We start from the raw sequence: 14,048 nt of genomic DNA on the forward strand, positions 1-14,048 counted from the left end.
GCGCTCCCCGGCAGGGCCGAGGAGCACCGCAATTCAACACGGGGGCGAGCTTGTGCACCAGATCACGAGCGTGACCTTTTTGGTCGGGGAGGTTAGCGGTCCGTTGGCAGGTGTCGTTGCGTCAGGAGGTCCAGCCGGTCTCCAGGAGTGCTTCGGCGGCGCCGTTGACGGGGCGCGGGAGGCCGGCCTCGTCGAGGGTGAAGAGGGCGACCAGGAGCTGCTCGCCGCGCACGGTGGCCTGGTGCGAGTAGCCGGCCATGGTGAACATCGCGGCGGCCGTCTCATCGGCGTGCAGGGTCTGCAGCCACAGGCACTCGACCGAGCGCAGGTCGGCCTGGTCCGGCCAGGTGTCCACCTGGGCCACCAGCCGCTCACCCAGCAGGGTGACCGCCTCGCGCTCCTGGCCCTCGCAGAGCTCCAGGTCGTTGAAGCCCAGCCACTCCAGGTAGCGGGCGGCGGCCAGCACGGCGTCCTGGGTGCTGCGGACCGGGTGCGGGCGGAACGGCGGCCGGTGCTGCCGGCCGGTGTGCGGGACGGACGGCATGGCGGGGCTGCCCGGGTGGACGGGGGTGCCCGGCTGGCTGGCGGGGCTGCCCGGCTGGCCGGGGCCGCTCGGCCCGGGGCTGATGGAGCCGGGACCGGTCGTGCCTGGACCGATCGAGCCTGGGCCGGTCGAGCCGGTCGAGCCGGTCGAGCCGGCCGGGCGGCCGCCGTCCGCGTAGAAGGGGGCGGGCGGGTCGCCGTACCGGCGCGCACCGAGCGGGCGCGACCCCTGCGCGCCCTGGCCGCCGGGTCGCGGCGAGCGGTCCACCGGGAGGCGGACGGTGGCGCCGCAGTTGCAGGTGAACTCCGGCTGCGGCCACTGGTCGGAGCGGCCGCACTGCGGGCAGCGCATGCTCAACCAGGAGTCCTCCCAGGAGCGGAACCGCACCTGCACCGGCACGCCGCCCTGCAGCAGCGGCACCCGCAGGGCGGCACCGCACGGGCAGGGCAGGGTCGGCGGCTCGTAGACGTGCTCGCGGCGGCAGGCCGGGCAGCGGATGCTGCGGGCCGCAGTGGGGGTGGTGGCCGCTTCGGGGAGGTCGGGGGGTGTGCCGGGGCCGGTGAAGTCGTCGGGGAGGGAGGGTCCGGACAAGGCACGCACCGTCCGTTCGGGTGGAGTGGGCGGGTCGCCTCCCATGGTCCCCGATCGGGATGGCGGGCGGCAGGGAATACCCGGAATGATCAGGGCATTTTCAGGGTCGCCGGTCGATGGACGGTTGGTCCTGCCGAGCTGCCGGCCTGCCGATCTGCTGATCTGCCGAGCTGCCGGGCCCGCTGAGCGACCGTCAGCCGCCAGCCGACCAGCGCGACTGTCAGCCGGCCGACCAGCGCGACCGTCAGCCGCCAGCCGACCAGCGGAGCAGGTCGGCGGGCGTGTCCAGATCGTCCGGCACGGCCACATCCCCGCACTCGACCAGTCGCAGCCGCTCCTGATGCTCCTTCAGCAGCGCCCGCGCTCCTGCGTCGCCCCGGGCCCCGGCGGCCGCCTCGGCCAGGTACTCGGCGCCGATCAGCACCGGGTGCCCGCGCCGGCCGTCGTAGCCGGCGGCGGCCAGCGCGGCGCCCTCGCGGTGTGCGGCGAGCAGCCGGGCGACGGCGGCGGGGGAGACCCCGGGCGTGTCGACCAGCGCGACCAGCACCGCCGGGCTCTCGGCCGGCAGCGCGGCCAGGCCCGCGCGCAGCGAGCTGCCCATGCCCTCGGCCCAGTCGGGATTGGCCACCACGGTGCAACCGGTCAGGTCGGCCTTCGCCAGCACCTGGTCGCGGGCCGCGCCGAGCACCACCAGGACCGGGCCGCAGCCGCCCGCGCGCACCACGCCGACGGCGTGTTCGACCAGCGGCCGGCCCCGGAAGCTCAGCAGCGCCTTCGGCCGTCCGCCGAGCCGGCGGCCGCCTCCGGCGGCCAGCACCAGGGCGGGGATGGTGGATTCGGGCATGCCACCACCATGCCCCTCGACGCGGCCCCGTGGACTTGTGTGATTCCACAAGACTGCCGCGCTGACGTTGGTGGGAGCCCGGGCCATCCGCCCCTGGATCTTCGGCGCCGGTCCGTTTCTACTGGCTGCTATGCACACCGCACCTGCCCCGTTGGTCGACCGGTTCGGCCGGGTCCACACCGACCTGCGGGTTTCCCTGACCGACCGCTGCAACCTGCGCTGCACGTACTGCATGCCGGCCGAGGGCCTCAACTGGCTCCCGAAGGCCGAGGTGCTCACCGACGACGAGATCGTCCGGCTGGCGCAGATCGCCGTGCGGCGCCTGGGGATCGCCTCGGTGCGGCTGACCGGTGGCGAGCCGCTGCTGCGACGCGGGCTGCCCGGGCTGGTGGCCCGGCTGACCGAGCTGGGCGTGGACCTCTCGCTGACCACCAACGGGATCGGGCTGGCCCGGATGGCCGGCGAGCTGAAGGCCGCCGGGCTGCGCCGGGTCAACGTCAGCCTGGACACTCTGCGGCCCGAGCGCTACCAGGCGATCACCCGCCGTGACCGGATCGCGGACGTCTTCGCCGGCCTCGCGGCGGCCCGGGACGCCGGCCTCGCGCCGGTCAAGGTCAACGCGGTGCCGGTGCGCGGAGTGAACGACGACGAGATCGTCGAGCTGGTCGAGTTCGCCGCTGGGCACGGCTACCTGATGCGCTTCATCGAGTCGATGCCGCTGGACGCCCAGGGCGCCTGGGACCGGTCGGCGATGATCACGGCGGACGAGCTGCTCGGGATCCTCGGCGCACGTTGGGAGCTGGAGCCGCTGCGCCGGGAGCCGACGCGTGGCGGGACCCCGCCGGCCGAGGAGTTCCGGATCGCGGGGACGGACACCGTGGTCGGGGTGATCGCCTCGGTGACCCGCCCGTTCTGCGGGACCTGCGACCGGGTCCGGCTCACCGCCGACGGGCAGCTGCGCAACTGCCTCTTCGCCACCGAGGAGTCCGACCTGCGCGCGCTGCTGCGCGGTGGCGCCGACGATTCGGCGATCGAGCAGGCCTGGCGCAACACCATTGCCCGCAAGGGCCCCGGGCACGAGATCAACTCCGCTGACTTCGTCCAGCCGGAGCGTCCGATGTCGGCGATCGGGGGTTGAGAGCGGTGGGTTGAGGTCGGGCTGCGACCCCTCTGTGTGTTCATGTGAAGAGCAGGTGATATGCCTCTGCAGTGAACATCGCTCTGGCGCGCCTGTCGCGCCGCATCCTGCCCGCAGTTCTGGGGGTCACCGTGGTGGCCGGTTGCAGCGGTTCCGGGGGGACAGGGGTCGCCAAGGGTTCTGCCAGCCCCGCACCGTCGATCTCCGCCGCGCCGTCGCCGTCCGCCTCGCCCACACCGTCCGCCTCGCCGACACCGACGGTGAAGCCGACCGGGGCTGACGATCCGGCACTCAAGTCCTTCTACGGCCAGCAGATCGCCTGGGCGCCGTGCGCCGACGACCCGGAGACCAAGAACGTCGACGAGTCGACCTTCCAGTGCGGCACCGCGCACGTCCCGCTGGACTACGCCAACCCCGCCACCGACACCATCGACCTCGCCCTCGTCCGCAAGCCGGCCGCCAAGCAGGACCAGCGTCTCGGCTCGCTCTTCTTCAACCCCGGTGGCCCCGGCGGCTCCGGGATCGGCGAGGTCACCAACGGGGCGGCCAGCCGGTTCCAGAGCCTGAACGACCGTTACGACCTGGTCGGCTTCGACCCGCGCGGCGTCGGCAAGAGCACCCCGGTGCACTGCCTGGACGACGCGGCCCGCGACCAGTGGGTCACCGAGGACCACCCGGCCCAGGCCGCCAAGGGCAAGGCGCTCGCTGACGGCTGCCAGGCCAAGTCCGGCAAACTGCTGCCGTTCCTCGGCACCGCCGACGGGGCCCGCGACCTGGACGTGCTGCGCGGGGTGGTGGGCGACCAGAAGCTCAACTTCCTCGGCTTCTCCTACGGCACCTACCTCGGCAGCGTCTACGCCGAGCAGTTCCCCGCCCGCACCGGGCACCTGGTGCTGGACGGGGCGATGGACCCGACCCAGACCCTGCTGGACTCCGACGTGCAGCAGATGATCGGCTTCGAGGGCGTCTTCGAACGCTGGGCCGCCGACTGCGTCACCCACGACGGCTGCCCGCTCGGCAGCAATCCCGACACCGCCGCGAAGAAGGCCGCCGACTTCCTCGACGGTCTGGCCGACAACCCGATGACCACCAAGGACGGCCGCCAGCTCACCGCCTCCCAGGGCTGGACCGGCACGCTCAGCATGCTCTACGGCTCGGGAAAGTCCTGGGAGTACCTGCGCAACGGCCTCGACTGGGCGATGAAGGGCCACAAGGCGGACTACCTGCTCGACTTCGCCGACGGCTACAACGGCCGCGACGCCCAAGGGCACTACGACAACAGTGCTGACGCCTACGCCGCCATCACCTGCGCCGACCACGGCGCCCTGATGCCGACGGACGACCAGATCCAGCAGGCCCTGCAGCAGTTGCACGACAAGGCGCCCTACCTGACCCGGCACTACACCAAGGACGACCTCTTCGACCCCGACTGCCGGGCCTGGCCCTACCGTTCCACCGTCCAGCCCCACCAGATCAAGGCCCCCGGCAGCGCCCCCATCCTGGTGGTCGGCTCCACCGGCGACGACGCCACCCCCTATGCCTGGGCCCAGAACCTCGCCGCCGGCCTGCCCGGCGCCGTCCTCCTCACCCGTGACGGCGACGGCCACACCGGCTACGGCAAGAGCGCCTGCATCAAGTCGGCGGTGGACGCGTTCCTGATCAACGGCACCATGCCGGCGGCCGGGACACACTGCGCCAGCGACTGACTCGGCGCCACACGTTGAAACCCCTTACGGCAGCAGTGGCGTAATGACCGAGGGGCCGGCGAAGTCTGCGGCGAGCGCGTCCATGATCACCTCGTCGTCGGGACGGGCTGGTTCGTTCCCGAGTCCAGACGCTGCACCGCAGGCTCGACGGCCCGGCACACCAGCGACTTGGGGAGGCGCTGGCGAGTTGATGCGGTGTCCTGAGGGCCGGATGGGGCGACCCCGGGGTGGGTTCGTGTGAAGAGAGGGTGATATTCCTCTGCAGTGAATATCGCTCTGGCGCGTGTGTCGCGTCGCGTGCTGCCTGTTGTGTTGGGGGTCACCGTGGTGGCCGGGTGCAGTGGGTCCGGGGGGACGGGGACTGCGAAGGGGGCCGCCAGCCCGTCGGTGGCGGTCTCTGTCGCGCCGTCGCCGTCCGCCTCGCCCACGCCCACGGTGAAGCCGACCGGGGCTGACGATCCGGCGCTGAAGTCCTTCTACGGGCAGCAGGTCGCCTGGGCGCCGTGCGCGGACGACCCGGAGACCAAGAACGTCGATGAGTCGACCTTCCAGTGCGGCACCGCGCACGTCCCGCTGGACTACGCCAACCCCGCCACCGAAGCCATCGACCTCGCGCTGGTGCGCAAGCCCGCGGCCAAGCAGGACCAGCGTCTCGGCTCGCTCTTCCTGAACCCCGGCGGTCCGGGCGGTTCCGGGATCGAGGAGGTCACCAACGGGGCGGCCAGTCGGTTCCAGAGCCTGAACGACCGTTACGACCTGGTCGGGTTCGACCCGCGCGGGGTCGGCAAGAGCAGCTCGGTGCACTGCCTGGACGACGCGGCCCGGGACCAGCTCAACGCCCAGGACCACGCGGACGCCAACACCGGCAAGGGCTTCGCCGATGCCTGCCAGGCCAAGTCCGGCAAGTTGCTGCCCTTCGTCGGCACCCGCAACGCGGCCCGCGACCTGGACGTGCTGCGCGGGGTGGTGGGCGACCAGAAGCTCAACTACCTGGGCTTCTCCTACGGCACCTACCTCGGGGCCAGCTACGCCGAGCAGTTCCCCACCCGCACCGGACACCTGGTGCTGGACGGCGCGATGGACCCGAACGCCGATCCGCTGGACGCCAACGTGGCCCAACTCGCCGGCTTCGAGGGCGTCTTCGAGCGCTGGGCGGCCGACTGCGTGAGCCACGACGGCTGCCCGCTCGGCAGCGACTCCGGCGCCGCCGCGAAGAAGGCCGCAGACTTCCTGGACGGCCTGGAGCAGCACCCGATGACCGCCAAGGACGGCCGCCAGGTCACCTCCGCCGAGGGCTGGACCGGCGCGATGGACATGCTCTACGGCGACGCCAAGTCCTGGGAGTACCTGCGCGACGGCCTGGCCTGGGCGATGAAGGGGCACAAGGCGGACTACCTGCTGGCCTTCGCGGACGACTACAACGGTCGCGACGACAAGGGCCACTACAACAACATGGCCGACGCCAACATAGCGATCGACTGTGCTGACTACGGCGCCCCGACGCCCTCCGACGACCGGATCCAGCAGGCGCTGCAGCAGTTGCACGACAAGGCCAAGTACCTGACCGCCCGGATGACCGCCGAGGACCTCAAGTCCCAGGACTGCCGGGCCTGGCCGGTCCACTCCGGCGAGGCGCCGCACGTGGTCAAGGCCGCCGGCAGCGCCCCGATCCTGGTGGTCGGCTCCACCGGCGACGACGCCACCCCCTACACCTGGGCCCAGAACCTCGCCGCCGGCCTGGCCAACGCCACCCTGCTCACCCGCGACGGCGACGGCCACACCGGCTACGGCAAGAGCGCCTGCATCAAGTCGGCGGTGGACGCGTTCCTGATCAACGGCACCATGCCGGCGGCCGGGACACACTGCGCGACGGGCTGACAGGCTGTCGCAGAGGTACGAAGGGCGGGCCACTCACGTGGCCCGCCCTCACTCATACGTTGATGTTAGGGGTTTGCACTCCAGGTGCCGCTGTTCCACACCGGATTGTTGTTCGCGTCGTAGATGACGAAGTTGGCATCGTCCTGCACTGAAGCGCGAGCGCCCCTCAAGGGGGTTTTGGAGCTCCAGAGAGCGTCGCCGGCCACCCCCGGAGAGGGGTACACCGGGTTGCCGGTCACCGGGTCCTGCTTGGGCTGGTAGACGACGAGATTGCCGTCGCTCTGGAAGGTGGCCCATGCACCGTAATGGTAGTTTGTGCCCGTACTCCACAGGGGGGTACCTGTGCTGAGTGAGTACAGCACCAGATTCCCGTCGGTCTGCATGGCCAGCCGGGTGTGGGCGGCGTAGACGGTGTCACCGGGGTGGAGCACTGTGCCGGGGGTGATGTTGGTACTTCCGCCGGTGCTCGGGCCGATGGCCACCGAGACCGCACCGAGGTCGGCTGCGGGAGCGTTGTTCTGAGCGGCGCTGAACGAGGTGACGGCGTTGCTGTCAATCCCCTGTAACAGGGCTCGGTCATGATTCTCGACCTATTCGGCCAAGTAGCTGACTGACTATGGCCGTTGGGGCGATGGTCAGTCCATGGAGCTACAGGCCATGCCCGCGCTGGACGCGGACCTCGCGGAGTTCACCGGTGACATCTTCAAGTACCTGGCCTATGAGGGCCAACGCAGGTATGGACAGCAGTACTTGCGGGGGTTGATGCTCGACGGCAAACGCAAGTCGGTGGAGCCGATGGCTGAGCGCCTGGGCATCCCACGACAGAATCTGGGCCACTTCGTCGCCCAGTCCACCTGGGACTACTCCGAGGTGATGCGACGGGTTGCGGCGCGGGCGGTCAATGTCATCTCACCGTCGGCCTGGCTGATCGACGACCATCCGTTCGTCCGCTACGGCCACGGCACTGCGGGGGCGATCGTGCAGCACTGCGGCGAACGCAACCAGCACTTGTGCCAGGTCGGAGTGTCCGTGCACGCGGTGTCCGGGCGAGGGTCGACCCCGCTGCACTGGCGCCTGTTCCTTCCACAGAAGTGGGCAGAGGATCCGGTGCAGTGCGCGAAGGCCGGGGTCCCGCCCGGGCTCGCGCACCGCACCAAGCAGCAGATCGCCCTGGACCTGCTCGACGAACTCGCCGAATGGGGGAACGCCCCGCCTCTGGTCATCGCCGACAGTGACTACGGCACCAACGTCGCGTTCCGGACCGGGCTCACAGCCCGCGACATCCGCTGGCTGCTGGCAGTCCAGGGGGACACGGTGGTCCTGCCTGCCACGGGTACGCCGGTCACCGCCTGGGCGAAACGACGCCCCACCGTCTCCGTCGACACCCTCGCCGGGGCCAACCGGCACCGGGCCACCCGATTCATCGACCGCGCCAAGACCGCGAGCCACCGAGCCCGCTCTGGCTGGTTCGCCGCCATTCCCGTGCACATCGCCGGCATCATCGAACGCGGACACGTCGCGGAAACCGACAGCCGGCTCCTGCCCCAGCGCACCCTGCTGGTTCAGTGGCGGCGCAAGAACGGCGGAGGGGTGTTCCGCTCCTGGATCACCGACCTGCCCCCGGATACTCCACTGTCGGCCCTGGTCAGGCACGCCACCAGCCGCTGGCGTATCGAGACCGACTACCGCGAGATGGAGCAGGCCCTGGGTCTGGGAGACTACGAGGGCCGGACCTACCGCGGATTCCACCACCACGTCACCCTGGTGTCAGCCGCGCACGTGTTCTGCCTGGAACAGCGCCTCAACCCAAAAGATCAGGACACGCCCTGAGCCTGTATCAGGTCGTGTCCTTCCTACAGATCGCGCTGATCACCACCCTGTGGCGTTGCCTGGCCTGCCACCGAAACCCGAACGACCTCACCGGCCTTGGTCAAGGACCATGACCGAGCCCTGTGTAATCGTGGAGTCCTTCGCTATGCGGCCTGGGCCTCCTGATGAGCCTTGGCTCGTGCCTTGCTGATGATCCGTTCGAACTCCACAGGCGGTAGGCCGCCGGCCGCGCTGTGCCGGCGGCGGGTGTTGTAGAAGTCGGCGATCCAGGTAGCGACACGAACTCACCCTGGACACGACGAGCAAGTCGCTCTCCGATGTTCGCTACTACCCGTCGCCGGGAGGCCTGACGATCACTCGGGTCACTGCGGCAACCGGCGGCGGGACCCTGGTGTACCAGGCGGCCGACCCGCACGGCACCACCGGTGTGCAGATCGATACCGGCACGGCGCAAAACGTGACGCGCCGGCCGACCGACCCGTTCGGCAACCCGCGTGGCAGCCAGCCCGCTCCGGGCAGTTGGTCCGGTGACAAGGGCTTCGTCGGCGGCACTCTGGACACCGCCACCGGCCTGACCGACCTCGGTGCCCGTGAGTACGACCCGCTGCACGGCCGCTTCCTCAATCCCGACCCACTACTCGACCTGACCAGCCCGCAGCAGTGGAACGGCTACGCCTACAGCGACAACCACCCGGTCAGCAGTTCCGACCCGAGCGGGCTGATACACCAGGCCGACTTCTACTCCGGCGGCGCTGGCGACGGGACCGCCTGCGACGCCACCTGCCAGGCCACGCTGCCGACCACCTCCTCCGCTCCGATGCCGGACACCAGCGGCTTTGGTCAGCCCGCGCACCCGACCACCCCGAGCAACGGCGGCGGCAAGGGCGGCAACGGTGGCGGCGGCTGGCTGGACGGCCTGAAGTCGGTGGGACACGCCATCAGCAGCGGGGCGAAGGCGGTGGCCCACGGTGTCGAAACCGGCGCCAAGGCTGCCGGCAACGGCGTTGTCAGTGGCGCCAAATGGGCCTGGGACCACAGGGCGGACATCGGCCAAGCGATCGTCGAGACGGTCGTCTACTCGGGCTGCATCGGCGGCTCCCTGGCGGGCGCTGCCGAAACCGGCGGCGCGAGCCTGCTCGCCGTCGCCGGGTGCGGGGCCGTGGCGGGTGCGGCCGGTGCGGCGACGTACGACCTGCTGAGCCCGGACGCGCCCAGTACGCCTGGCGGAGTCTTCAAGGACATCGCCAGTGGCGCTGCCTTCGGAGCCGTCGGCGCGGTGATCGGCGAGGGCGCGAGCTACGTCGGCAAGAAGGTGGTGCAGAAGGCTGCACCTCTGCTCGGGGACGCGGCTGACTGGGTGGCGAACAAGCTCAGCAAGGCCTGTGCGAACAGCTTCCCGGCGGGCACGCTGGTGCTTCTGGCGGACGGAAGCACCAAGGCCATCAACACGGTTGCCGTCGGCGACCAGGTGGCCTCGGCGGACCCGCAGACCGGGCAGAGCAACGGTGAGCCGGTCACCCAGACCATCGTCACTCCGGACGACCAGGCGTTCACGGACCTGACCTTCGCCCCAGATGCTCCCAATGCGGCAGCCACGGAGGTGAGTTCACTATCATCACCCACCGACGGTGCCGTTACGTCCACCCAGCATCACCCGTTCTGGGATGTCACTGCCCAGCGCTGGACCAACGCGGCGGACCTGAGGCCGGGCGACCGCATCGCGGTGGACACCGCTGCCGGAACCGCCACGGTGACCTCTGTCCGGAGCTACAGGACGGACCCTGAGACCGCCTACAACCTGACTGTTGATGAGCTTCATACTTACTACGTTGTGGCGGGCGGGACCCCGGTTCTCGTCCACAATGATGCTTGCCCGTACGGGTACCACGTCGACGGTGACCCGGATTGCGAATGTCAGCCCCCCGTCGGTGGAACCGCGGTAGCCGGAACCCGACAGCCCCCGCAAGAGGCCCCTTGGAAGGGGTCCCTGAAAAAGGCCGGCGACCTGGTCGGTGGCCTAGAGAAGGGAGCCTCCGAGCTTCACGCGGGCACCATGCACTCGCACGACTTCACAGGTACGGATCTGGAGCACCCCTTCGCCGATCCGTACTCAACCCTGCTGATCACCGGCCTTCGCGTAGGCACACTAGCCCGGCAAGGCGCGAAGAAGCTCTTCTCGCGAAGGGATGAATGAGAGTTGAGGCCAACGGTAATGAATGGTCGTGGTGGCGGGGGGCAGGAGGGGATCGGCCAGGCCGTGGCCGGCGTCTGGGCGGCAGCAACTGCCCAGGACCTCGCACGGGCACTTGCCGAGTGCAACTCGTACCACCCAATAGCCGCTGCCCGGTTCTTCCGGGGAGCGATTCGGTTGAGGTTCCCGATGCCGTGCGACCCACGCCAGGTCAGTCAGGCACTCTCCGATTGGCTGGCCAGGTTTCCGCAGATGAACCAGGAGATGCTGGTCCCGCGTGAGGCCGAGGCGTTCATCAGGGCGGAGTTGAACGGCGAGGCCGACTTGGTCGCCGACGTGGCGATCGACTCCAATCCGGTGCGCACTACCCTGATGGTGGTCACTCGGTGCGTATTTGAGGAGGCGCTGGCGAGTGCGCCTTCCTTCGCCGACCTTCGCCGGATCACGGCGCAGGCGGCCCAGGACCATCGCGACCTCGCCGCCATCACGAGCCTGAAACTGGACAGCATCTTCGTCCGTCGCGACTTGAACGCAGCTGAGTTCGAAGCGCTGATCGGCGAGGCCGATACAGTGAGGTGGACATGAGGAGTTGGCGCTTCAACCGGCCTGCGCTGGCGCCGAGGTCAGTGTTCGGCAGTTGGTTCCTCGCTGTGCTGCTCAACCGACCGGAGCAAATCGCTCACTACAGGGCGTTGATGGAGGAGCTGATCCCCGAGGGAAGCACGGAGCATTTCGCGATCGCTGAGCGCGTCTTCGCGCAGCTCATGTTGATGAGGTTCACACCTGACCAGCCGGTGCGGGACATCTCGGACTTCGTCGCGGCCGTGCGTGGGGTGATGGCTCACCCCGAGGCCATTGGCCGACTGGAGGCGGAGGCCCTGATCAGGCACGCGCTCGGCGAGCAGACGGTCTGGCTGGCCGGCATCGACGCCCAGCAGGCGGGCACTGTCTACGGGGGCCTGTCGGTCCGGGTCATTCAGGAGAAGAGGCTCTCCGAGGGGGCCGTCAGGCGCCTTGTGGTAGAGGCCGAGGGCTGGGCGGAGGCCAACGGGATCCGGCTTGTGGTTGCCGAGTAGCCGGACAACGCCCGTGTGCCGCGGAGCGCAGGCTCCGCGGCCACACGGGGCGCCAGACGGCGTGGCTAGCGAACTGAGGGCTCGTTAGCTGTGGTCGACTGCACCGTACTTGGCAGAGGGATGCTGCCCTTTGGAAGGTGGCGGGCAGTCAACCGGCCAGTGCAGGGCCGTGCAACGCACTGGCGACCGGTCGGCTGCTGATGAACTGGTAGTCCCGGGCGATCCGGCCGTCCTCGTCCAGCACCACGAACTCCAGCCCGCCGCCGACCACCTGCTCCGTGTTCGGGTCCACGGCTTCCCAGTGGAACTTGACCACGCTCTGCAGGCGGTCGGCGTCGGGGCGGGCCCGGAAGCGCATCTGGCCGGAGGCGACGAACTCCTGGTAGGCGGTGCGGACCCGGACCTCGAGCGCGGCGTGGCCGCGCAGTTCCAGGGCGGCGTCCGGGAAGCCGATGCCGATGGCGCGCTCGCGCATCTCCTGCGGGGGCTGCACCAGGTGGACGGCCTCGGGGGACCAGAGTTCGGCGATCAGGGTGCGGCGGACGGTGGGGTCGGGCTCGTTCCAGACGGCGATGTAGCGGTCGGCGAGCTGCTGGGTGGCTGCGGTGGCCGTGGTGGCTGTGATCTCCATACGGCGATCGTGGGAGACGGCGGAACTGGCGGCAATTCCCCGGCGGGAATCAGGGGTTGGATCAGGGATTGGCTCAGGGGCTGGATCACGGGTTGCAGAGGTGGTCGACGGGGCGCTGGTCGAGGAGGTCCTCGTAGACGGCGACCTTGTGCTTGATCAGGTCCAGGCAGCGGCCGAGTTCGGTGAGTTGGGCCTCGACCCGGGTCTGGTGCTCGCGCAGCAGGGCGATCCGGTCGGGTTCGGTGCCGGAGCCGGTGCGGGCCAGTTCGGTGTAGCGGCGGATCTCGGGGAGCGGCATGCCGGAGCCGCGCAGCACGACGCAGAGGTGGAGCCAGTCCACGTCGTGCTCGGAGTAGACCCGCTGGCCGCCCGCGCGACGGCGGACCGGGCCGGCCAGGACGCCCTCCTTCTCGTAGAAGCGCAGCGCGTGCACGCTCAGTCCGGTGCGTTCGGCGACCTGGCCGATGCTCAAATCCATGCTGGTGAGCATACGGACTTGACCTAGAGTCGGCTCTAGTTCCTAGCGTGGATCGCATCGGTTGGCGATCAGTTGGCGATCAAGGGAGCAGCACCATGCGTTACCGCAGCCTCGGTGGGACCGGGATCGAGGTCAGCACGTACTGCCTCGGGACCATGATGTTCGGGTTCGTCGGCAATGCCGACCGGGAGGAGTGCGTCCGGATCGTGCACGAGGCCCTGGACCAGGGGATCAACTTCGTGGACACGGCGGACATGTACTCGGCGGGGGAGTCCGAGGAGATCGTCGGGAAGGCGCTGCGCGGCCGCCGGGACGAGGTGGTGCTGGCCACCAAGGTGCACTTCCCGATGGGGGAGGGCCGCAACCGGGGCGGCAACTCGCGGCGGTGGATCCTGCAGGCGGTGGAGGACAGCCTGCGCCGGCTGGACACCGACTGGATCGACCTCTACCAGGTGCACCGGCCCGACCCCAGCACCGACATCGAGGAGACCCTCGCCGTCATGGGGGACCTGGTCCGGGCCGGGAAGATCCGCGCCTTCGGCATCTCCTCCTTCCCGGCCGAGGAGATCGTCGAGGCCCAGCACACCGCCGAGCGGCGGATGCTGGCCCGGCCGCGCACCGAGCAGCCGCCGTACTCGCTGCTGGCCCGCGGTGTCGAGGCCGCCGTGCTGCCGGTCTGCCGGCGGTACGGGATGGGCGTGCTCACCTGGAGCCCGCTGGCCTCGGGGTACCTGAGCGGGCGTTACCGGGCCGGCCTGCCGGTGGACCTGAGCCGTGGGCGGGCCGCGCTCACCCCGGCCCGGTTCGACCCGGAGGTGCCGGGCAACGCGGCCAAGCTGGCCGCGGTGGAGCAGTTGGCCGAGCTGGCCGAGAGCATCGGGTGCACGCTGCCCGAACTGGCGGTCGCCTTCCCGCTGGTGCACCCGGCGGTCACTTCGGTGATCCTCGGCCCGCGCACCATGGACCAGCTGGCCGGCCTGCTCAAGGGCGCCGAACTCACGCTGGACGACGAGACCCTGGACCGGATCGACGCGATCGTGCCGCCCGGGACCAACCTCTACCACCCGGACGGCGCCTGGCAGCCGCAGTCGTTGGCCGACCCGGCGCAGCGCCGTCGCCCGCCGGCCGAGCGGTGAGCAGG

General features: G+C 70.1%; 13 protein-coding genes. 8 read left to right on the plus strand and 5 right to left on the minus strand.

Annotated features, from left to right (window positions below; all coding sequences use genetic code 11):
• Positions 1-121: 121 nt before the first annotated feature.
• Positions 122-1,135, minus strand: a complete 1,014-nt coding sequence (locus BR98_RS32330) for a hypothetical protein (protein WP_051970614.1) — start codon at positions 1,133-1,135, stop codon at positions 122-124.
• A 244-nt stretch (positions 1,136-1,379) separates the two neighbouring features.
• Entirely contained in the window at positions 1,380-1,979 is a 600-nt protein-coding gene (locus BR98_RS32335; protein WP_035850499.1) for a nucleotidyltransferase family protein, read from the minus strand.
• 130 nt (positions 1,980-2,109) lie between these two features.
• On the opposite strand from BR98_RS32335, the gene moaA reads away from it, so the two are divergent.
• The 3 genes from moaA (at position 2,110) to BR98_RS32350 (ending at position 6,701) form a co-directional block, all read left to right on the plus strand.
• On the plus strand, positions 2,110-3,117 hold the full coding sequence (gene moaA, locus BR98_RS32340; protein ID WP_083977248.1) for a GTP 3',8-cyclase MoaA: 1,008 nt from the start codon (positions 2,110-2,112) through the stop codon (positions 3,115-3,117).
• A 71-nt stretch (positions 3,118-3,188) separates the two neighbouring features.
• Positions 3,189-4,823: an alpha/beta hydrolase gene (locus BR98_RS32345; protein ID WP_232247761.1), complete on the plus strand. Its 1,635-nt coding sequence runs from the start codon at positions 3,189-3,191 to the stop codon at positions 4,821-4,823.
• A 387-nt stretch (positions 4,824-5,210) separates the two neighbouring features.
• Positions 5,211-6,701, plus strand: coding sequence for an alpha/beta hydrolase (locus BR98_RS32350; RefSeq protein ID WP_232247766.1), 1,491 nt, complete (start codon positions 5,211-5,213; stop codon positions 6,699-6,701).
• Positions 6,702-6,766: 65 nt separating this feature from the next.
• Here the strand turns inward: BR98_RS32350 and BR98_RS32355 are convergent, their stop codons facing one another.
• A complete protein-coding gene (locus BR98_RS32355) occupies positions 6,767-7,183 on the minus strand; it encodes a hypothetical protein (protein WP_035850503.1) in 417 nt (138 codons plus the stop codon).
• Positions 7,184-7,343: 160 nt separating this feature from the next.
• Here BR98_RS32355 and BR98_RS32360 point away from each other — a divergent pair, with 160 nt between their 5' ends.
• The 4 genes from BR98_RS32360 to BR98_RS32375 all read left to right on the plus strand — a co-directional run bounded on the left by BR98_RS32360 (position 7,344) and on the right by BR98_RS32375 (position 11,798).
• Entirely contained in the window at positions 7,344-8,531 is a 1,188-nt protein-coding gene (locus BR98_RS32360) for an IS701 family transposase (RefSeq protein WP_063774872.1), read from the plus strand.
• 391 nt (positions 8,532-8,922) lie between these two features.
• Positions 8,923-10,725 (plus strand): RHS repeat-associated core domain-containing protein, encoded by a 1,803-nt coding sequence (locus tag BR98_RS41745; RefSeq protein ID WP_035850506.1) that lies wholly within the window; start codon positions 8,923-8,925, stop codon positions 10,723-10,725.
• Between the two features lie 249 nt (positions 10,726-10,974).
• The gene (locus tag BR98_RS39850) at positions 10,975-11,307 is read left to right on the plus strand and encodes a hypothetical protein (RefSeq protein WP_157538018.1); all 333 of its coding nucleotides are present in this window, start codon (positions 10,975-10,977) and stop codon (positions 11,305-11,307) included.
• A gap of 110 nt (positions 11,308-11,417) precedes the next feature.
• Positions 11,418-11,798, plus strand: coding sequence for a hypothetical protein (locus tag BR98_RS32375; protein WP_157538019.1), 381 nt, complete (start codon positions 11,418-11,420; stop codon positions 11,796-11,798).
• Between the two features lie 148 nt (positions 11,799-11,946).
• Here BR98_RS32375 and BR98_RS32380 read toward each other — a convergent pair whose 3' ends face one another.
• The gene (locus BR98_RS32380) at positions 11,947-12,429 is read right to left on the minus strand and encodes a hypothetical protein (protein ID WP_051970619.1); all 483 of its coding nucleotides are present in this window, start codon (positions 12,427-12,429) and stop codon (positions 11,947-11,949) included.
• An 85-nt stretch (positions 12,430-12,514) separates the two neighbouring features.
• Positions 12,515-12,907 (minus strand): MerR family transcriptional regulator, encoded by a 393-nt coding sequence (locus tag BR98_RS32385; RefSeq protein WP_198042319.1) that lies wholly within the window; start codon positions 12,905-12,907, stop codon positions 12,515-12,517.
• Between the two features lie 95 nt (positions 12,908-13,002).
• Between BR98_RS32385 and BR98_RS32390 the strand changes: the two genes are divergently transcribed.
• Positions 13,003-14,043 (plus strand): aldo/keto reductase, encoded by a 1,041-nt coding sequence (locus BR98_RS32390; protein WP_035850522.1) that lies wholly within the window; start codon positions 13,003-13,005, stop codon positions 14,041-14,043.
• The last annotated feature ends 5 nt before the right edge of the window (positions 14,044-14,048 follow it).

The sequence above is a fragment of the Kitasatospora azatica KCTC 9699 genome (genome assembly GCF_000744785.1).
Taxonomy (GTDB): Bacteria; Actinomycetota; Actinomycetes; order Streptomycetales; family Streptomycetaceae; genus Kitasatospora; species Kitasatospora azatica.

Coding starts and splice junctions, on each gene's coding strand:
- BR98_RS32375 (WP_157538019.1), top strand. CDS start 11,418: ATGGAGGAGCTGATCCCCGAGGGAAGCACGGAGCATTTCGCGATCGCT.
- BR98_RS32360 (WP_063774872.1), top strand. CDS start 7,344: ATGGAGCTACAGGCCATGCCCGCGCTGGACGCGGACCTCGCGGAGTTC.
- BR98_RS39850 (WP_157538018.1), top strand. CDS start 10,975: ATGAACCAGGAGATGCTGGTCCCGCGTGAGGCCGAGGCGTTCATCAGG.
- moaA (WP_083977248.1), top strand. CDS start 2,110: ATGCACACCGCACCTGCCCCGTTGGTCGACCGGTTCGGCCGGGTCCAC.
- BR98_RS32335 (WP_035850499.1), bottom strand. CDS start 1,979: ATGCCCGAATCCACCATCCCCGCCCTGGTGCTGGCCGCCGGAGGCGGC.
- BR98_RS32380 (WP_051970619.1), bottom strand. CDS start 12,429: ATGGAGATCACAGCCACCACGGCCACCGCAGCCACCCAGCAGCTCGCC.
- BR98_RS32385 (WP_198042319.1), bottom strand. CDS start 12,907: ATGGATTTGAGCATCGGCCAGGTCGCCGAACGCACCGGACTGAGCGTG.
- BR98_RS32390 (WP_035850522.1), top strand. CDS start 13,003: ATGCGTTACCGCAGCCTCGGTGGGACCGGGATCGAGGTCAGCACGTAC.